This window comes from Pseudarthrobacter sp. BIM B-2242, from assembly GCF_014764445.1.
GTDB lineage: Bacteria > Actinomycetota > Actinomycetes > Actinomycetales > Micrococcaceae > Arthrobacter > Arthrobacter luteus_A.
In genome coordinates, this window is the sequence record NZ_CP061721.1 from 3326811 (window position 1) to 3345351 (window position 18541).

An 18541-nucleotide genomic window follows, 5' to 3' on the forward strand; every position below is an offset into this window, starting at 1 on the left:
CTAGGGCGCAGGAATCAGGGGCCGGATTCAGCGCAGGATGCAGGCGTTGCGGCATTCGCCGATGCCGGAGATCGAGGTGGTGACGACGCTGCCGTCAGCCAGGAATTCCTTGGGATTAAGGCCGTCGCCCACTCCCCCGGGGGTTCCGGTGAGGATTACATCACCGGGGTTGAGCGTGGTCACCGCGGAGATGTAGCGGACCAGCTCAACTGGACCGAACACCAAATCACCGGTGTCCGCCTTTTGCTTAGTGGCGCCGTCCACGGTGCAGGAAATCTCCAGCGCGGGTGCACTGCCGGCCTCATCGGCCGTCAGCAGGAACGGACCCAGAGGCGTGGTTGCATCGAAGGTTTTGCCCTGCAGCCACTCCGTGGTGCGGCGCTGGAAGTCGCGGGCTGAAATGTCGTTGGCAACCGTGAACCCGGCGATCGCGGCCGCGGCTTCCTCCTCCGTGGCCCGTGAGACCCGGCTGCCGATCACCACGGCCAGTTCGGCTTCCCAGTCCACTGCTTCCGATCCCGGCGGCAACACGATGGGATCGTTCGCCCCGATCAGGGCGTCGGCGAACTTCGCAAAAAGCGTGGGATGGGTCGGCAGTTCCCGGCCCATCTCCAGGATGTGCTCACGGTAGTTCAGCCCTACGCACACAATTTTTCCGGGTGCGGTGACCAACGGCGCAAAGTCCGCCTCTGACAACACCAGTCGTGCGCCGCCGTCGTACGCTTCAACCGCGGGCGAACCGGCACGCAGCCACTCCCCGACGTCGGAAAACGGCAACAGGGTCAAAGCACCTTCTGCCTCGACGGCGGCCGACGTGCCTCCTTCAATGCGTACAGTTGCGAGTTTCATGCTCCCCATCCAAGGTTTGTCTTGAGCTGCGATTTCACGAGCTTCCCGGCGGCAGACCTCGGCAGCTGGTCCGCGCCCATAAAGACGATCTTCTTCGGGATCTTGTACCCGGCCAGGTGGGAGCGCAGAAAGGTGGAGAGCTCCTCACCGTTGGCGCTGACTCCGTGACGGAGTACGACGACGGCGCGCACCTCCTCGTCCCAGCGAGGGTCAGGGACACCCACCACAGCCGCTTCCAGGACTGCGGGGTGAAGGTGCAGCGCCTGTTCGATTTCCGCGCAATAGACGTTTTCGCCACCGGTCTTGATCATTTCCTTGAGACGGTCGCGGAAGAAGTAGTAGCCGCGCTCATCCTGTACCGCGAGGTCGCCGGTGTGCAGCCAGCCGCCACGGAATGCCTCGGCGGTGGCATCCGTCCGGCCGTAGTAGCCAGTCATCAACGAGGGACCCTTGACGCAGATCTCGCCGAGCTCGCCGGGTGCAACCGGCTGGCCGAGCGGATCCTGGAGTTGGGCCTCGGCCAATAGGTATTCGGTTCCGATCGAACCGTCCACGGCCGGGTCCAGCATGTCCCGTGGCTTGAGCCTGGTGACCATGGGCCCGGCTTCGGTCAGTCCGTAGCGGAAGTACAGTTCGGCGCCGGGCAGCAGATCCGTAAACAGCTGCTTGTCCGGCATCCGCAGCAGGCCCGCACCGGTATGAACGGCTTTAAGATGGGTCCTGATGGCCTGATCCGCGAAAACCCCGCTCTCCATAAGGCGGCGCATCATGTTGGGAATGAGGAACGTGTTGGTGATCCGTTCCCGTCCCACGAGGTCCACGATGAGTTCGTCGTTGAACTTCTCCGCGATGACGCTGGTGGCGCCGGCGATGAAGTGGGGAACCAGCCAGCACAGCAAAGCAGCCGAGTGGAACAACGGCGTGACAATCAGGCCGCGTTCGTCCTGCCGGTTGCCGACTCCGCAGTCGTACATTTCGTTGAAGGCGTTGGCCGCTGCCGCGCCGTGCGACATGACCACCCCCTTGGGAGTGCCGGTGCTGCCGCCGGTATATATGATGCACAGCGGGCTGTCCAATGTGGTGACGTCCTCAAGCGGACCCGCGCCGGTGTGCAGGCCCTCAAACTCCGCACCCTGGCGGACCAGGTGCGGAACTTCCCCTTCAGTACGGCCAAGGATTTCAAGGGCTTCCTCGGCATTGGGAAGCATGCGTTCCTCGACCAGGATGATCTTCGCGCCCGTTTCCTTCATGCCCGCGGCAAGTTCCGCCGGGGCCCAGCGCCAGTTGTACGCCACGTAGGTGCCGCCGGCCGCGGCGACACCAAAGAATGCTTCAGCATTAAAGACCGAATTGCCGGCAAGGACGCCCACATTGTCGCCTGCGCGGACGCCGGCGTCCCGCAGGCCACGGCCCAGGCCCCAAGCGCGCTCCGCGAGTTGACCGAAGGTCAGCCGGCTGGTGCCGTCCACCAAGGCCTCACGCGTGGGGTAGCGCCGGTGGTTGAGCCTGATCCACTCACCAATCGTTCGCAATGTTTACTCCTCGGTCGGGCTGAAGTGGGCCGTTGTGTCGCGGACTCCACGACACTTGTTCATCAACGAACAAGCGTACGTTCGATAGCTTAGTCCGAGATGGTTCCTGCCGCAAGAGGCTGGGATAATTAGGACCGCCTATGCCTTATTTTGTCCGCAAAACGGCAGGTTTGAGCACGGAAAAACCGGCTCCGCAACGCTGGGTGCGCAGCGGAGCCGGCCGGTATTCCTTAAATTTCCCGGGGGAATCTAGCGCTTCACCGCCAGGACGGGACATTCAACGCCCATGAGGAGATCGTGCGCCACGCTGCCCAGCACCAGTTTGCCCACGGGGCTGCGGCGCCGAAGACCGATGACCAGCATTGACGCCGGAAGTTGCTCGGCCAGGTCTTCGATTTCCTCCGCGGCCGTCCGGCCGCGGACAAATTGTTTCAGTTCATAGGTCACGCCGGAGGCGGCCAGCTCCTGGTCCACCTCGTCCATGTCCGCGGTATCAGAGAAGGCTTTGCTCATGTGGTCACCCCCCGGCCCGGCGTTCACCACATAGAGCGGCTGGCCGGTCAGCCTGGCCATCTCGATGCCACGCATGACGGCGGCGCGCCCCTCGGGGCGGGGGACGTAGGCTACAAGGACGGTCATTTCGCCTCCGCGGAGAGGGCAGCAGCAGGCTGCCCGGTAGCGGATCGCTGAGTAGGGTCCTGCCGGGTGGCATCGGGATCCGCCGCCGCGCCCAGGTACACCTGCTGGACCATCCTGTCCGCCTTGAGTTCCGCGGAAGTCCCGGAGGTCAGGACGCGGCCGCCGCTCATGAGGTAGCCGCGGTCGGCCAGGCCCAGGGCCGCGTGCGCGTTCTGCTCCACCAGGACGATGGTCAGTCCGGATTCCCGGCGCAGTTCACCCAGCACCTCCATGATCCGCGCGGTCATCTGCGGTGCGAGCCCCAGGCTGGGTTCATCCAGCAGCATCACTTTCGGACGGCTGAGCATGGCCCGGCCGATCGCCAGCATCTGCTGTTCGCCGCCGCTGAGTGTGCCGGCGAGCTGGTTGGACCGCTCGGACAGCCGCGGGAAGATATCGAACACCCGCTCAATGGTGGCTTTGGCGGTGCCTGCGCGGCGGGACACATAGCCGCCGAGGACCAGATTGTCGTGGACTGTCAGTGAGGAGAACACCTGGCGGCCCTCGGGAACCAGGACGCAGCCCAGCTTCACCACGCCGGCCTGCGAGAGCCTTTCGGTCCCGTGGCCAGCCATCCTGATATTCCCGCGCCGCAGCTTGTGGGACCGGGCCACGACGTTGAGCAGGGTGCTTTTCCCCGCGCCGTTGGGCCCGATGATCGTGACGATCTCGCCTTCCGCGGCTTCGAAGGAAACGTCGTAGAGGACCTGGGCGCGGCCGTAAGAGTAACTGACATTTGAGACTTCGAGCATGGCGCTCATCGAATGACCTCCGGTTCAAGGGGCTGGTCCGTGGCATCTACGGAGTCACTGGGGACGCCCAGGTAGGCATCGATTACGGCCTGGTCGCCCTGCACCTCGGCAGGGCTACCGATCTTGAGGGTGGCACCGAAGTTGACCACATGGACCCTGTCGGCCGAAGCCATAACAAACTCCATATCGTGTTCGATCACCAGGACGGCAATTCCTTCGCGGCCCAGCTGTCGAAGGAGCACCAGCAGTGATTTCTTCTCCGCCTTGTTGAGGCCGGCGCAGGGCTCATCGAGCAGCAGCACCTTCGGATTGGCCACCAGTGCGCGGGCAATCTCGATCTTTTTCTGCTGGCCCAAGGACAGGTTTTTGGCATCCTCAGCCGCAAAGGCGGCCAGTCCCAGACGGTCCAGGACCTCGTGTGCCAGCCTGTCCAGCTCCCGCTCCTCGCGGAGAGCCCCGGGAGTGGGGAGAGACGAGCGGAGCATACCGATATTCCCGCGCAGATGCGCTCCCACCTTGACGGTGGACAGCACATCCATGCCTTCGAAGAGGCACGGCGTCTGAAACGAACGGCTCAGTCCGTGCTGCGCCACGACGTGGGCGGGTTTGCCGGTGATTTCCTCGTCAAGGATGGAGACTGTTCCCGCCGTCGGCAGCAGGTTTCCGGAGAGAAGGTTCACCAAGGTGGACTTGCCGGCGCCGTTCGGTCCGATCACCGCGAGCACCTCACCGGCGTGGATGTCCAGGGAGATATGGTCGACGGCAGTGACGCCGCCGAAGCGCTTCACCAGCCCACGGGCCTGCAGGACTACCTCGCCTAGGGCATGGCCTTCGCGTTCCCGGACGGCGTCATCCGCTGACCGGGCCTGCGCCATGGTCACGTACTCTTCCTGGTCTGCTTCGGCGGCGGTCTCCCGAGCGGCCGCCTTCCGCTTGAACTTCCGGACGATGCTTGCTGCAACCCCCACGATCCCGTCCGGTCGCAGGATCAGAATGACCACAAGCAGTGCGCCCAGAACCAGCGTCTGGCCCGCACCAACGGCGGCAGAGCCCAACAGCTGCGTCAGGACGCCTTCGATGCTCTGGTGCAGGAATTCCAGGACCACCGCACCAATCACCGCACCCCACGGGGAGCGCATGCCGCCAAGGACGGCAATGACCAGCACATCGATGGCGGTGGCCACGCCAAAGGGCGGCGGATTCACGTACATGACCTGGTGCGCGTACAGCGATCCGGCCAGGCTGCTGATCACGGCGGATGCCACAAACACCCGCGTCTTGGAGGCGGCAATATTAATGCCGGCGGAGGCGGCGGCGGCCTCATGGCCGCGGATGGCTTTGAGGGCGCGCCCTTCGCGGCCCACAGCAAGCCGCAGGCAACCCCAGAGGACCAGGCCAACGATGAGCCAGTTCAGGATGAAGTGCTGGCCGGTGTCAAAGAGTTCAAATCCGAAGACGTCCAGGGCGGAAAGGGGAAGGCCGGAGGAACCGCCGGTGATTTCAAGGTTGTTGACCAGCAGGAAGAAGACTTCACTGAGGGCGAGGGTTCCCATGGCGAGAAAGTGTCCACGAAGCCGGAAGATGGGCCGTCCCAACATGTACGCGGCACCCCCCGCCAAAGCGGCGCTCACGATGATGGCGAGGATACCCAGCCAGCCAAAGTTCATGGTCAGCAGTGCGCTGCCGTAGGCACCGATTCCGTAGAAGGCGCCGACGGCGAGCGAGAACTGGCCTGCGTAGCCGGTCACCAGAATCATGCCGAGTGCGAGGAGGGCCATCAGGCCAACGCTTGCACCAATGCCCTGCCAGTAGTCGCTGAGCCCAAGTCCGGCAGCGGCAACCACCACGACCCACATCAGGGCGGCAGCACCGTGGGACCATTTCAGGCCGTTTCCGCTCAGGCTGACGGGCAGTGCTGCCCTTGCATTCTTGCGATCGTTCTCGGTGAGGGAGGACCTAGACACGTTCGACCACCAACTTTCGGGTCAGGCCTTGCGGACGCAGGATCAGGAGGGCAATAAGGAGCACGAACAGGATGGTCTCCGAGTGCGCCGTGGAAATGCTCCGGGACGCCACGTTTTCCACCAGGGCAATGAGGAAGCCGCCCGCCAGGGTGAGCCCGATCTTGTCGAAGCCGCCCAGGATGGCGGCTATGAAGCCTTTGAGTCCGAGGGCGAACCCGGCACCGACGGTGATGAACGACGTCGGGACCTGGGTTGCCAGGACAGCGCCGGCAACGGCGCCCGACAGGGCAAACGCTATGGTGGCCATGACCGTGAGATTGATGCCCACCACGCCGGCGGCATAGCTGTTGACCGCACAGGCGCTGAGAGCCTTGCCGGTGAGTGTCCGTTCGAAGAACATGGCGAGGGCGACGTAGGCCACCAGGGTGATGCCGATAACCCAGAACGCCTGCTGGGGCAGCGATGCGCCGGCAATGTTCACGGGGCCGCCGGCGGTGATCGGATCAAATTGGCGCGGGCCGGTTCCGAAGACCAGCTGCAGGACAGACCGGATAACAATGCCAACCCCGAGGGTCACGATCGTCTGTACCAGCAGGCCCTGCTTGCGGAGCGGGAAAATGGCCAGGTGGTACATCAGGACGCTCGCTACGGCTCCCGTCAGCGCGCCGACACCGATGGCGGCAAGCGGGGGAAGGACAGCCGAAGCGACAACCGCCCCGAATGCGCCAGCGACAGCGATGTCGCCCTGGGCAAAGTTGACCATTCCTGTCATGCGATGGATCACCACGTAGCCGATGCCCATCGAACCGTAAATGGCGCCCACGGCTAGCGCGGAAAGCACTAGTTGCAACGCAACTTCCATGAGAAGCCTCTCTCAAAAACAGTGGAGCCCGGAACCGATTGGTTTACGAGCATTGACATACAAGCGTTCGTTCGTTTTGATGGAGTCTACGAGCGTGACGCAGATCATGTCAACGCTCGCCCCAACTCTCCGCACCGGCAATGTTGCCGGGATGAAAGGCAGACCCATGCGTCGTAATTTGAGTTCCACATTCAACCGGAGGACCTTCGGCGCCATTGCCGCAGCGGGCGTTCTGGCCGCGTCCCTGACGGCCTGCGGGGCCAACGCCGCAGGCGGCGGGACCGAGGCATACAAGGTTGGCGTCCTGGTCGGCTTGACAGGCAGCTATGCCGCCCTGGGCGAGCCCGAGCGCAAGGCAATCGAGCTGTACTTCGAGGACGTCAACGCGTCCGGCGGTGTCAACGGCAAGAAGGTTGAACTTGTGGTCCTGGACAGCACCAGCGATGAGGGCAACGCCGTCAACCAGCTCCGCAAGCTGGCCACCCAGGAGCAGGTCCATGCTGTTCTTGGCCCCAGCTCCAGTGGGGAATCGATTGCCCTGAAGTCCTTCGCCAAGTCCCTGAAGCTGCCCGTCATCTCGCTGGCTTCATCTTCCGCGATCGTTTCGCCGGCGGCAGAGGCGACCTACATGTTCAAGGAATACACAGACACCAAACTCTCCCTCCAGGCACAGCTCGCGCTGGCCAAAGACAAGGGTTGGACCAAGATCGCACTGCTGGCCACGAATGACGGCTACGGCCAGGATGCGGTCAAGACCATCGAACCGCTGGTCAAGGAGGCGGGCGTGGAGCTCGTTGCCAACGAAGTGTTCAACGCAACCTCCACGGACGTCACCGCCCAGCTTTCCAAGATCGCGTCGGCTGCGCCCGATGTGGTTCTGGTGTGGGCCGTGAACCCGGCCAACGCGATCGTTGCCAAGAGCGCTGCGTCCATCAACTTCAAACCGATACTCTTCCACTCCCCCGGCGCGGGCTCACCCGCCTATATAGACAACGCTGGCGCCGCAGGCGAGAACACCCTGCTGCAGGGTTCCAAGGTGCTCGCGGCGGCCGACGTGAAGGAAAGCGATCCCCAGTACAAGGTGGTGCGCAACCTCGTGGACAAATACACAGCAAAGTACAACGAGGCCCCCGGCCAGTACTCCGCGAACGGCTGGGATGGAGCCATGCTCCTGGAGAACGCGCTCAAGAACCTCAAGAGTGAACCCTCCGGCCTCCAGGACACGCGTGACGCCATCAGGGATTCCCTGGAAAACAACACCAAAGACCTGACCGCCGTCAACGCCATCTACACGTTTACACCCGAATACCACGGCCCCACAGGGCTCACCGGGTTGACCGTGCTGGCGGTCAAGGACGGAAAGTTCGTCGTCGAAAAGACGTACTGACCACTACGAACAAAGCGCGAACGCCCGGCTGGAATCTCCAGCCGGGCGTTCTGGCGTGCACTCCGCCGTCGGGTGGCGGCATCTCTGCGCCAAGAGCCGGCTTTAGCGCCGGGATCCCACGCCTCGATTAGGGAACTAGGCAGCACCCCGCCGGACGCGCTCGTCAGCGTCCTTGACGTTCAGCTCACGCAGGGCAAGCCGCGTGTAGATGCGGACAATTTCCTCGAGCGAGAACCGGCCACCGGGCTTGAACCAGCTGGCAATGTGCGTCGCCTGCGCCACGAAGCTGTACACATGGATTTTGGGGTCGATGACGTCAGCGAGGCCGTCCTTGCCTGCAGCACGAACCAGCTTTTCAAGGATCAGCTCATAGTCCGCACGCTTCTTGATGACTACTTCACGGGCCTCCTGGGGCAGCGAGCGCAGCTCGGCGTTGCCGATGAAGACTTCCTGGGCCCGCTCGGCGTGGAAGGTGATGTGCTCGGCGAGCGCAGCCTGGAGCAGGTCCACACTGTCGCCACCCTCCGCTCCGGCAATGGCTTCCTCAACGCGTTCGAGCAGATCATCGATGATCCCGCCCATGATCTGCAGGAGGAGGTGTTCTTTGCTGTCGATATGGTTATAGAGGCTGCCGACCTTTAGCCCGGCAGCGGAGGCAACCTGGCGCAGTGTGGTGGCGTCGTAGCCGCGCTCGAAGAAGAGCTTGGCCGCGCCCTCCCTAATGGTGTGGGCCGTGTTTCGTTCAGCTCGTACAGTCATGCTGGCCGCCTCCTTTCAACGTCGTGTTCGTGGTGGTCCCTATCCTAACAAGCGTCCGCTTCTGGTGATCAGGCATTGACATCGCCAAGAACATCCGCAAAACTCAGCTTAACGTACAAACGCTCGTAAGTCATGAGGAGAAGACCTTGGAACGTCCCAGCCGCTTGTTCCACAGTGTGGTCGTGGGAGGCCAGTCGCTTCGGAACCGCATTGTCCTGCCGCCCCTGACGCGCAGCCGTGCAACTGATGACGGCGTCCCAACGCCGCTGATGGAGGAGTACTACCACCAGCGCGCAGGTGCCGGCCTGGTGATCAGCGAGGGAGTGGTGATCGCTCCGCAGGCCACAGCATACGCGCGGGTGCCCGGGCTCTACTCCGCTGAACAGGTGGCGGCGTGGCGCCCGGTGGTTGCCGCGGCCAAGCGCGATGGCGCAGCAGTGTACGCCCAGCTGTGGCATGTCGGCCGGCAGTCCCATTCCAGCGTCCAGCCCGATGGCCTGCCGCCAAAGGCGCCCTCAGCCATCCCCATCACCGGCTACCAGTACCGCAGCCCCCAGGGCCGGATTCCGTATGAGGTTCCGCGGGAACTGACGACGGCGGACATCGCCGGCATCATTCACGCGTACGGTGCAGCGGCCCGCAACGCTGTCCGGGCAGAGTTCGATGGCGTCGAACTTCACGCTGCCAACGGTTACCTGGTGGACCAGTTCCTGAACGACGGCTCCAACCGCCGAACCGACCAATACGGGGGGTCGCTCGAAAACCGCACGCGGTTCCTCCGCGAGGTGATCGGGGAAATGTCCCGGCACCTCCCGGCGGACCGGATCGGCGTCCGGCTCTCGCCGTCGTCAGACTGGATGGACGCCCACGATTCAGACAAGCGGACGCTTTATTCCACGGTGATCCGCCAGCTCAATGACCTTGGAATCGCCTACCTCCACCTTGTGGAGCCCGAAATCGCCGGATCCACCACTGTGGAGAGTCCGGCCGATTCCATCCCCACTGCAGAGCTCGCGGCCTTGTTCGACGGCGTGGTGATTGTCACCGGCGGACACGACCAGGCGTCCGCCGAACGGCTCCTCGCCGATGGGACTGCGGACCTCGTGGGCTTTGGCAGGTTGTTCATCGCCAACCCCGACCTCCCCCAGCGTTTCCGGGCCGGGGCGCCGCTGGAGCCGCTGCGTCCTGCCGGCATCTATGGCGGAGGCCATGAGGGCTACACCGACTACCCGTCGCTGGCCATCAGCGGGATCTGACCGCGGGCTGTCCCCTCCTCTGAACCACCGCCGCAACCGACTTCCTGAAAGAGACGCAACGCTATGAGCACTCCCCTAAACATCCTGGTGACTGGCGCTGGCGGCGGTATGTGCCGCGGCATCAACGCCCGCCTCGCCGGAGCCGGCCACACCATCGTCTGCGTTGACCTGAACGCCGAAGCCAGCGAGGCGGCCGCCCAAACCATCCGGGACTCGGGCGGGAATGCAAGTGCCTTTGCCGCAGACGTGGCCGATGAAGCCGCCGTCGCCCGCCTCCTTGCCGAGGTGACCTCGGCAGTAGGTCCCGTGCAGGCGCTGGTCAATGCCGCGGGCATCCTGGACCGCAAGTACCTCGCGGATAGCACCGCCGAATCCTTCCGCCGCGCGCTGGACGTAAACCTGGTTGGCCCGTTCAACCTCATCAGGGCGTTCTCCCCCGCCATGATCGAAGCCGGCTGGGGGCGGATCATCAACATCGCCTCCATCGCCGGCGTTACGGGCTACCCGTACCCGAGCTATGCGGCGTCGAAAGCCGGCCTCGCCAACCTCACGCGTTCGCTCCTCGAAGATTTCTGGGGCACGGGGGTCACCGTCAATTCAGTGTGCCCAGGGGTGGTGGACACCCCCATGGTCATCCAGGAGGTCCGGGACCAGGTCCGACGGCGTGTCCCCACGCAGAACGTCATCGAACCTGCTGAGATCGGAGCCATGATTGCCTTCCTCCTCACCGACGACGCGCGCAATATCAACGGTGCGGACCTTCTGATCGACGGCGGCGCCACCCGCCTCTTCTCGCTGTTCAACAACCATGAGGGCTGAGACCGCGGGCATCACCATCACCGGCACCGCCCAGCGTGAAGCCTGGCACAGCAAGGTCCTGCCCCCGGTGGAGCTGGTCGCGGCGGGCGTGCACAGCGTTCCGGTGGTCTTTCCCGGGAACCCCATGCGTTACACGCTCAGCTACGTGCTGCTCGACGGCGACGAATGCGTCGTGGTGGATCCCGGCTTCGATTCCGACGAAGGCCACGGCCAGCTGATTGCCGCCCTTGCCAGCCTGGACGTTGGCCCCCGGGAAATCACCGGCATTGTTGCCACCCACTTCCACACCGACCACCTGGGCATGGCAGCACGCCTGGCGAGCGGCTCCGGGGCATGGATCGCCCTGGGCAATAACGAGCGACGTCATATCAGCGCCTTCGAGGACGCCCACGAGGAATCGGCCCTGGACCAGACCCGTATGCGGGCCTGGGGCGTGCCTGAAGAACGGGTGCCAGAGGCGGCCATGACCCCGGAGTCACTTCTGGACATGCGCCGCCTGGCCGACCCCGACCGGCGCCTCGGCGACAACGATATCCTGTCCGTTGCCGGCCGCAACTGGCGCATCATGGACACCCCCGGCCACACCCCGGGCCACATCTGCCTGTGGGACGACGCCGGCGAATTGGTCCTGTCCGGCGACCACGTCCTTCCCCGCATCTCCCCCAACGTGTCCCTCGAAATCCGCGGCGACACCGATCCGCTGCGCCGCAACATCGAGTCGTTGCAGAAGATCGCCGGGAACGACCACTACGAAGTCTGCCCGGCACACGAATACCGCTTCCGGGGCGTGGGCCACAGGGCCCGTGTCCTGGAAGAGCACATTACCGAACGTTCACGCGAGGTGCTGGCCGTCCTGAGCGCGGGCGCTTCGACGGTCCATGACGTGGCCAGGCAGCTCACTTGGTCCAGGGGCTGGGCCTCGCTGGGGCAGCTGCAGTTCAGACTGGCCCTCAGCGAGACAGCCGCCCACATCCGCTACTTGGCGACCTCAGGAATCCACCCCGGCGTCCCGGGACTGGTCGCGGCGCCGTAACCGCCGGTTTCCAGTCATTACGCGTCAGGAATCCAGTCCGGGGTAGGTTCAATCAGGCTCGACATGGGTGGGCGCACCTGATCCCCGGTGAGCAGGTCGATCCGGGTCCGGAGGAGCCGCATGACAGAAATGCGCCATCGTCCGTTGAGGCGGCGGTATTCCTCTTCGTAAAAGCCGTACCCCCGGATTCCATACAGTCCGGGGACACAGGCCCCGCGGTAGTCCCTGCTGTCACGGGGCCACAGCAGGTAATCGTGCATTGACCAGAGTCCATGGATAGCGCTGTCGGCGGTAGCTGCCAACCGGGGCATAAAGCCCTGGTGCACAGAGTCCACACCATGCAGGAACCCCGATACGCTCCGGACGAAGTCATCTGCGTCCTCCGTATCGAAAGGAAAGCCGCCGAAAGTGGCATCGGCATGGAACAGGGACCTCAGGCCAGACCAATTCTTGGCGTCAAGGTGCCGAAAATAGTCGGCCTTGAGATTCCTGATCTCTTCAAAGTCTTCGGGTCCGGTCACTTTGTTTCCTCCATCTCCCCGTCCGGGGACTCCAGGGTTCGGTTCGAGCCTGCTTGCGCCAGGCCGGTCCGGGCGTCGCCGGCCGGCACGGCGCCCGCTTGGGCCAGGACAATCCCGGCAATGACGATCGCAGCTCCGGCGAGCTGATTCCAGGTGATTTCCTCGTGGAGTACCAGCGCACCGAGGGCCACCCCCACCAGCGGAGTGATGTAGGCAACCGTGGATGCTGCCGTGGCACCCCACTGGCCGATGAGGCGGAAATTCCAGATGTAAGCCAGGCCGGTACTAACCACGCCGAGCAGCAACATGCCAACCACCACCGGTACGGTCAGCGTCACCGGGCCCACGGCAATGAAGGGCGCCATGACCAGCACCAGCAGGCATGCCGCTGCCATCTGGACAGCGGCCACGCCGACGGGATCCGCTGAGTGCGGCGAAACGTATTTCTTCGTGTACGCAAAGACAACGCCGAAGCAGAGCACTGCTCCGAGGCAGGCGAACTGCCCCCACAAATCGACTGCGTCCGCGGCGTAGAAGCGCCAGGGCGATAACACCAGGAGGATTCCGACGGCGCCCGTGAGGATGCCGGCCAGCTTCCACCGCGTTACTTTTTCCTGCCGCAAGGCCAGGGCTGTGACCGCAGCAGTGGCAAGCGGCACCGCCGAGTTCAGGACGCTGGAGACGCCACTCGGGATCCGTTCCGCCGCCCAGGCGAACAGCAGGAACGGAATGACGCAGCCGACGGCGGCGGTCACCGCCAGATGAAGCCAGAGTTGGCGTTGCCGGGGCCACGGGCGCCGCGCCAGGACCAACAGCAGGCTCAACGCCAGCGCACCGAGGACCAGCCTCCCCAGGACCACCTGTCCCGGTGACAGCCCGGCCACCGCCAGTTTCATCATCAGGAAACTGGAACCCCAAGCTCCTCCGAGCAGGATGAAACGGACCACCGCACCGGCAGGAGTCATGCTTGTTCCTTTCCTGGCCCGCTTCCCGTGGCCGTCGGTTCAATCAACGCGGGCAGTCAGATGATGACAATTTCCTCGGCCAGGCAGGCATGCAACCGGGTCAGGACGCCTTGGAGTCCGTCCATTCCCTGAGCCAGCTGCTGGTCCAGCTCATCAGCAGCCGCCTGGGCGGCGGCCTGGGTAGCAAAGCCGATGGAGACAGCCACTTCTGGAATCGGTTCTTCGCGGCGCAACGCCTCGCGGACTAACAGCTCGGCCCCCGGGACCAGGACGTTCACGCCCCAGCCGAGGGCGCCGTCGTGCGTTGCGGACAGCTGCTCCGCCCAGAACTCGAGGGCATCCCGTGCCGGTTCTGCCCCGTCCGCCCAGCGGGCCAGCACCCAGACCTTGAACGGCCAGTGAGCGTTCGGCGTGCCGGCCGTGACCGGTCCACCGGTCAGGCCGCTGAGGAAGTTCGGTTCGTCCACAATCAGCCGGGCGGCGACGTCGGACGCGAATCCCGCTCCCACGACCTTCTCATCGGCGAACCACAACTCCACGATGCCGTCGACGCGGTACGCCAAGCCCTCCGCCGACTCCTCGACGGCGGATGCGGCAGCGGGCGCGGACGATTGGCCGGCGGGCGGCAGAACGTGGTTCTGCCGGTAGGCCGTCACGCCAGGCAGATCCCGGGCTATCTCGGCGTGCGTGGTTGACCAGTGGGTCCGGAACGCTTCCCGGTCCTTGTCCGGCCGGGCTTCCAGATACGTGATCCGCTTGGGCATTCGTCAGGCACCTGCCGTCAGCGGCACGTCGATTTCCTCGGCCAGGAACCATTCAACGCTTTCAAGGAAGTGGTGCTCATGGTCGAACAGTTCCTTGCCTTCGGGCCCTGCGTAGGCCACCTTGACGTCCTCCACCGACGCGAACCAAAGCTCAGCCATGCCGCTGTAGGGCCAGGGCTTCCGGTGCTCAATGGCGGGGTTCTGGCGGTATCGGATAATCCCCGGCAGCTTCCGCACGTAGTCCGGATGTTCCGCGTTCCAGAAGTGCAGGAACTCCTCTCTTGTGAGTTCCGGCTTTGCCTTGATCACTGCCACTACTTTGATCACGGGTTCCGCCTAGGCCGGGGTGACGGCCTGGCGCCGCTCAACGGGGACCATCTTGCGCTTGGAGTACAGTCCAAGCCGCCTGGTCAGGTCAGCACGAAGCTCGTTGGCGGGAACCACGGCCTCCACAGCGTTCGCGTTGGCGATCTTGAACACGTCGATGCCTTCGGCGTACTCGTTGTGCTTTTCCAGGATGAAGGCCTTGCGTGCAACGGGGTCCTCAATCTCGTGGATCTGGTTGTAGTAGATGCCGTTGACGGCAGCGTCGGGACCCATGAGTGCGGGGCGGGCCGTGGGCAACGCAATGACCGCGTCCGGGTTCATGGGGGCACCCGACATGGCGAGGTAGCCGCCGCCGTAGGCCTTGCGGACAAGGACGGTGATGCGCGGGACCCTGCACTCCGAGACTGCGAAGATCATCTTGGCCCCGTGCCGGATGATGCCCTGGCGCTCCACAGCCGAACCGATCATGTAGCCCGCGATGTCCACGAGGAAAACAATCGGGATGTTGTAGGCGTTGCAGATCCAGATGAAGCGGGCAGCCTTGTCCGAGGAGTCGGGGAAGATGGACCCGCCCATGTGCTTGGGCTGGTTGCCTACCAGCCCAACGGGGCGGCCGTTGATCCGGGCGAACCCTGTCAGCATTTCCGGGGCGAACAGTTCCTTGTACGGGAACCAGGATCCTTCGTCCACGAGGGATTCGACGAATTCCTCCATGTCGAAGACTTCAGCTTCGCGGAGGGGCACAATGTCCTGCAGTGACCGGCCCGGGCGGGGTTCAATCGCAGGAGCAAGCGGCGCGGGGGTCTCCCAGTTGGCGGGAAGGAAGGAAAGCCAGACTCGGATAGCGTTGAGCGCTTCCTCGTCGTCTTCAACCAGTACGTCACCGAGGCCGGAGACGGTGCAGTGCATTTCGGCGCCACCCATTTCCTCCAGCGTGACTACTTCACCGGTGACCATTTCGGCCAGGCGGGGTGATCCGAGGTACGCCGTCGCGTGGCCACGGACCATGATGGTCATGTCGCACAGCGCGGGAACGTAGGCCGAACCGGCGGGTGAGGGACCGAAGAGTGCGCAGACCTGCGGGACGCGGCCGGAGATCTGGACCTGGTTGTAGAAGATGTTGCCCCACGCGTGGCGGCCGGCGAAGCTTTCAAACTGCTCGTCGATACGTGCTCCGGCGGAATCGAACAGGTAGACGATGGGGATGCCTGCGGCATCTGCCTTCGTCTGTGCCTGGATGATTTTTTCAAAGGTACGGTTGCCCCAGGTGCCGGCCTTGACGGAGAAGTCGTTGGCAATAACGCAGACTTCGCGTCCGTCGACCCGGCCGAACGCGATGACTACGGCGTCACCTGGCAGGCCTTCTTCATAGCGGGCCAGCAGGCCGTCTTCGATGTAGTTTTCGTCGTCGAAAAGGATCGCGAGGCGCTGGCGGACCAGGAGCTTGCCGGATTCGATGATTTTCCTGCGGTTCTTTTCGGAACCACCGAGGCGGGCCGAAGCGAGCTTCTCGGTCAGTTGTTCATGCACCGTGGGTGCCGGAACTTCGATGTCCGACGCCGGCGCGGGGGCGACGATCGTAGCTTCACTCATGTTGAGCCTCCAGAAAATTAGAGTTGGTGTCCTCTATTAGTATACGAACAAGCGTTCGCTCGTCTAGTCTTATTCAAGAGGGACTTACGATTCCCCTAGGGACCCGTCCTCATTTGACCGAACAGGAGAGAGACATGCACGGCACTAATCCCCAAGCGGCCGGCACCACACTGCCGCTTCCCAAGGGCCGCCCCGACCACTTCTGGGAAGACCTGGTGGCCGGTGACGTGATCCATACGGCCGGAATGACCATCACGGATGCGCACCTGGTCCAATGGGCAGGGCTCACCGGCGACCTTGTCTCGTTGCACCTTGACGAGACCTACGCGGCAACGACGCCGTTCGGCCAGCGCATTGCCCACGGCCCCCTCACGCTGTCACTGGCACTGGGACTGATGACCCAGACCGGTTACTTCAGCAACGTGGTGGCCTGGCTGGGACTGGACGAGGTCCGCGCGTCAGCGCCGGTGTTCATCGGCGACACCATCCGCGTCATCGCCACCGTTGATATGGCCCGCGAGACCAAAAAGCCCGGACAGGGCATCTGGAAAATCAACTACTCGGTCCTGAAACAGGACCACACCACCGTCATGACATTCAGCAGCAGCTTCATCATCAAGAGGAAATAGGCAATGAGCATTCAAGACGATTTCAAACCCGCGCCGCCGGCCGACATCGCCGAGCCCGCCGAATTCGCTGCGCTGCGTCAGCGGGTCCGGGCCGTCCTGGCCGAACACGTCACCCCGGAACGGCTGAACAAATTCGATGAAGCCGAAGAGTACGACGTCGAACTCTTCCGCGAGATAGCGGCCGCCGGCCTGCTCAAGCTCGACGGCGAGCTCCACGGCCCTGGCCCGAAGCACCAGGCGCAGGCCGTGGTCCTAGAGGAACTCGGTGCCGGACCCACCTCGGTGGGCGTCAGCATGGTGGTCCAGTACATGGGTGTCCAACTGCTACACTCGTACGGCAACCGCGAGCAGCAGGAGGAGTTCCTGGCACCCCTGCACGCCGGAGCGGCCAAGATGTCCTTCGGGCTGAGCGAGCCCGACGGCGGCACTGACGTTGCGCGGGCGATGAAGACTATTGCAACCCGGCTGGAAGACGGCAGCTACTCGATTACCGGGCAGAAACGTTGGATCGGTGGTGCGATGGATGCGGACTACCTCATCCTTCTGGCCCGGACCAGTGAAATATCCCGCTCCGCAATCGACGGCATCACCATGTTCCTGATCCCGCGGTCCACCCCGGGGATCCGCACCGAAGTCATCGACACCATGGGCATCCGCGGGCTGGCGCAGTGCGATGTCTACCTGGACGACGTCCGCGTCCCGGCCTCGAACGTCCTCGGAGAACTCGACCGGGGGTTCCGGCAGGTGCTGGACACCCTCAACGGGGAACGGCTCAATGGCGCCGCAGTGGCCCTGGGGATCGCGCGCGGAGCCATGGAAACCGCCGTCGGCTGGGCCCGGCAGCGGCACGCCTTCGGCAAGCCGGTAGGTTCGTTCCAGGGCCTGCAGCACAGCCTGGTGGATGCGAGCGTGAAGATTGAATCGGCGCGGCTCCTGCTGCGTCAGGCCGCAGAAGCGTCCGACGCCGGCCCGGTTACCAATGAGACCTGGTCGGCCATGGCGAAGCTCGCCGCCTCCGACGCTGCCACCACCACCACGGACATCGGCATGCGCGTCATGGCCGGTTGGGGCTTCTTCCGCGGACTGCCCATGCAGCGCTACTTCCGCGACGCCAGGCTGTACACGTTTGCCCCGCTGACGGATGAGATGACCCGAAACTACATCGGTGAGAAGCACCTCGGACTGCCGCGGTCCTTCTGAACCTGACCAAACGGGAAAGAACGACGGCGGGCGCGCACCCGCCGTCGTTCTTTTGTTCCCTACAACCTCCCGCGCACGAAAAACAGGGTGGCCACCTTCCGGCAGCCACCCTGTATTTCCCTCACTCAGGAACGGTAGTCGATCTTCAGGTCCACAATCTCCTGGTCGTGCAGGTTCACTACGATGTTGTCCGGCGTCCGGGTGGTCATCCAAATCAGTTCTTCGGTCTTGCTGGCGTTGCCTTCGATGTGCGGCATGAACGGCGGCACAAACACGAAGTCCCCCTCTTCCAGGTAGACGATCTGGCTATACGCCTCGCCGTAGCGAATAAAGCCACGCCCCTGGAGGACGTAGCCTCCCGTGTTCGCTTCGCCATGGTGGTGGGCGTCCGAGATTTCGCCCGGACCGGTGTACACCTTGCCAAACCACAGTTGCTCGACAGGGCTGTTTTCCTTGCTGACACCGGAGATGCGGCGGGCATTCAGCGTCTGGCCGGGGGCGGCCGCTAGCTCGTCGGCACGGTTGACCCGGAACAAATCCACGTTGCGGTTGATATCAAAAGCCACTTCGGTCATGGCAATCCTCCTGAGGTTTCGAGTTGCCGCCGGTTTCGTCGTTGCAGCCGGGGGTCCTGATTCAGTATGTCGGCTG

The 18541-nt window shown here is 63.9% G+C and carries 19 protein-coding genes; 6 read left to right on the forward strand and 13 right to left on the reverse strand.

All coding sequences use genetic code 11. The features are described 5' to 3' along the window. Positions 1-27 precede the first annotated feature (27 nt). From IDT60_RS15350 to IDT60_RS15375, 6 genes are all read right to left on the reverse strand, one after another. Positions 28-849 (reverse strand): fumarylacetoacetate hydrolase family protein, encoded by an 822-nt coding sequence (locus tag IDT60_RS15350; protein WP_191079700.1) that lies wholly within the window; start codon positions 847-849, stop codon positions 28-30. Further along, entirely contained in the window at positions 846-2381 is a 1536-nt protein-coding gene (locus IDT60_RS15355; RefSeq protein WP_191079701.1) for a class I adenylate-forming enzyme family protein, read from the reverse strand. Before IDT60_RS15355 ends, IDT60_RS15350 begins: the two co-directional genes overlap by 4 nt. A gap of 249 nt (positions 2382-2630) precedes the next feature. Beyond that, a complete protein-coding gene (locus tag IDT60_RS15360) occupies positions 2631-3020 on the reverse strand; it encodes a universal stress protein (protein ID WP_191079702.1) in 390 nt (129 codons plus the stop codon). Next, positions 3017-3820 (reverse strand): ABC transporter ATP-binding protein, encoded by an 804-nt coding sequence (locus tag IDT60_RS15365; protein WP_223883742.1) that lies wholly within the window; start codon positions 3818-3820, stop codon positions 3017-3019. The genes IDT60_RS15360 and IDT60_RS15365 overlap by 4 nt, the downstream gene beginning before the upstream one ends. Continuing rightward, a complete protein-coding gene (locus IDT60_RS15370; protein ID WP_191079703.1) occupies positions 3817-5775 on the reverse strand; it encodes an ATP-binding cassette domain-containing protein in 1959 nt (652 codons plus the stop codon). Before IDT60_RS15370 ends, IDT60_RS15365 begins: the two co-directional genes overlap by 4 nt. Continuing rightward, positions 5768-6616 (reverse strand): branched-chain amino acid ABC transporter permease, encoded by an 849-nt coding sequence (locus IDT60_RS15375; protein ID WP_223883992.1) that lies wholly within the window; start codon positions 6614-6616, stop codon positions 5768-5770. The genes IDT60_RS15370 and IDT60_RS15375 overlap by 8 nt, the downstream gene beginning before the upstream one ends. A gap of 187 nt (positions 6617-6803) precedes the next feature. Between IDT60_RS15375 and IDT60_RS15380 the strand changes: the two genes are divergently transcribed. Then, positions 6804-8024: an ABC transporter substrate-binding protein gene (locus tag IDT60_RS15380; protein WP_191079705.1), complete on the forward strand. Its 1221-nt coding sequence runs from the start codon at positions 6804-6806 to the stop codon at positions 8022-8024. A 135-nt stretch (positions 8025-8159) separates the two neighbouring features. On the opposite strand, the gene IDT60_RS15385 is transcribed toward IDT60_RS15380, so the two are convergent. Further along, positions 8160-8783 (reverse strand): TetR/AcrR family transcriptional regulator, encoded by a 624-nt coding sequence (locus tag IDT60_RS15385; RefSeq protein ID WP_191079706.1) that lies wholly within the window; start codon positions 8781-8783, stop codon positions 8160-8162. Between the two features lie 176 nt (positions 8784-8959). Here IDT60_RS15385 and IDT60_RS15390 point away from each other — a divergent pair, with 176 nt between their 5' ends. The 3 genes from IDT60_RS15390 (at position 8960) to IDT60_RS15400 (ending at position 11891) form a co-directional block, all read left to right on the forward strand. Continuing rightward, positions 8960-10039 (forward strand): alkene reductase, encoded by a 1080-nt coding sequence (locus IDT60_RS15390; protein WP_223883993.1) that lies wholly within the window; start codon positions 8960-8962, stop codon positions 10037-10039. Positions 10040-10102: 63 nt separating this feature from the next. After that, entirely contained in the window at positions 10103-10858 is a 756-nt protein-coding gene (locus IDT60_RS15395) for an SDR family NAD(P)-dependent oxidoreductase (protein WP_191079707.1), read from the forward strand. Then, on the forward strand, positions 10848-11891 hold the full coding sequence (locus IDT60_RS15400; RefSeq protein WP_223883743.1) for an MBL fold metallo-hydrolase: 1044 nt from the start codon (positions 10848-10850) through the stop codon (positions 11889-11891). The genes IDT60_RS15395 and IDT60_RS15400 overlap by 11 nt, the downstream gene beginning before the upstream one ends. A 17-nt stretch (positions 11892-11908) precedes the next feature. Here the strand turns inward: IDT60_RS15400 and IDT60_RS15405 are convergent, their stop codons facing one another. From IDT60_RS15405 to IDT60_RS15425, 5 genes are read right to left on the reverse strand one after another with little or no spacing between them, the layout of a single operon-like run. Then, entirely contained in the window at positions 11909-12412 is a 504-nt protein-coding gene (locus IDT60_RS15405) for a nuclear transport factor 2 family protein (protein ID WP_191079708.1), read from the reverse strand. Next, on the reverse strand, positions 12409-13377 hold the full coding sequence (locus IDT60_RS15410) for a DMT family transporter (protein WP_191079709.1): 969 nt from the start codon (positions 13375-13377) through the stop codon (positions 12409-12411). The genes IDT60_RS15405 and IDT60_RS15410 overlap by 4 nt, the downstream gene beginning before the upstream one ends. 56 nt (positions 13378-13433) lie before the next feature. Continuing rightward, positions 13434-14141 (reverse strand): EthD domain-containing protein, encoded by a 708-nt coding sequence (locus IDT60_RS15415; RefSeq protein WP_191079710.1) that lies wholly within the window; start codon positions 14139-14141, stop codon positions 13434-13436. A gap of 3 nt (positions 14142-14144) precedes the next feature. Further along, complete coding sequence (locus IDT60_RS15420) at positions 14145-14468, reverse strand: EthD family reductase (RefSeq protein WP_191079711.1); 324 nt, start codon at positions 14466-14468, stop codon at positions 14145-14147. Positions 14469-14477: 9 nt separating this feature from the next. Continuing rightward, complete coding sequence (locus IDT60_RS15425; protein ID WP_191079712.1) at positions 14478-16061, reverse strand: acyl-CoA carboxylase subunit beta; 1584 nt, start codon at positions 16059-16061, stop codon at positions 14478-14480. 134 nt (positions 16062-16195) lie between these two features. Between IDT60_RS15425 and IDT60_RS15430 the strand changes: the two genes are divergently transcribed. Together IDT60_RS15430 and IDT60_RS15435 are read left to right on the forward strand one after the other, a co-directional pair. Continuing rightward, a complete protein-coding gene (locus IDT60_RS15430) occupies positions 16196-16690 on the forward strand; it encodes a MaoC/PaaZ C-terminal domain-containing protein (protein WP_191079713.1) in 495 nt (164 codons plus the stop codon). Positions 16691-16693: 3 nt separating this feature from the next. Further along, entirely contained in the window at positions 16694-17890 is a 1197-nt protein-coding gene (locus IDT60_RS15435) for an acyl-CoA dehydrogenase family protein (RefSeq protein WP_191079714.1), read from the forward strand. A gap of 125 nt (positions 17891-18015) precedes the next feature. Here IDT60_RS15435 and IDT60_RS15440 read toward each other — a convergent pair whose 3' ends face one another. Continuing rightward, entirely contained in the window at positions 18016-18465 is a 450-nt protein-coding gene (locus IDT60_RS15440; protein ID WP_191079715.1) for a cupin domain-containing protein, read from the reverse strand. Positions 18466-18541 lie beyond the last annotated feature (76 nt).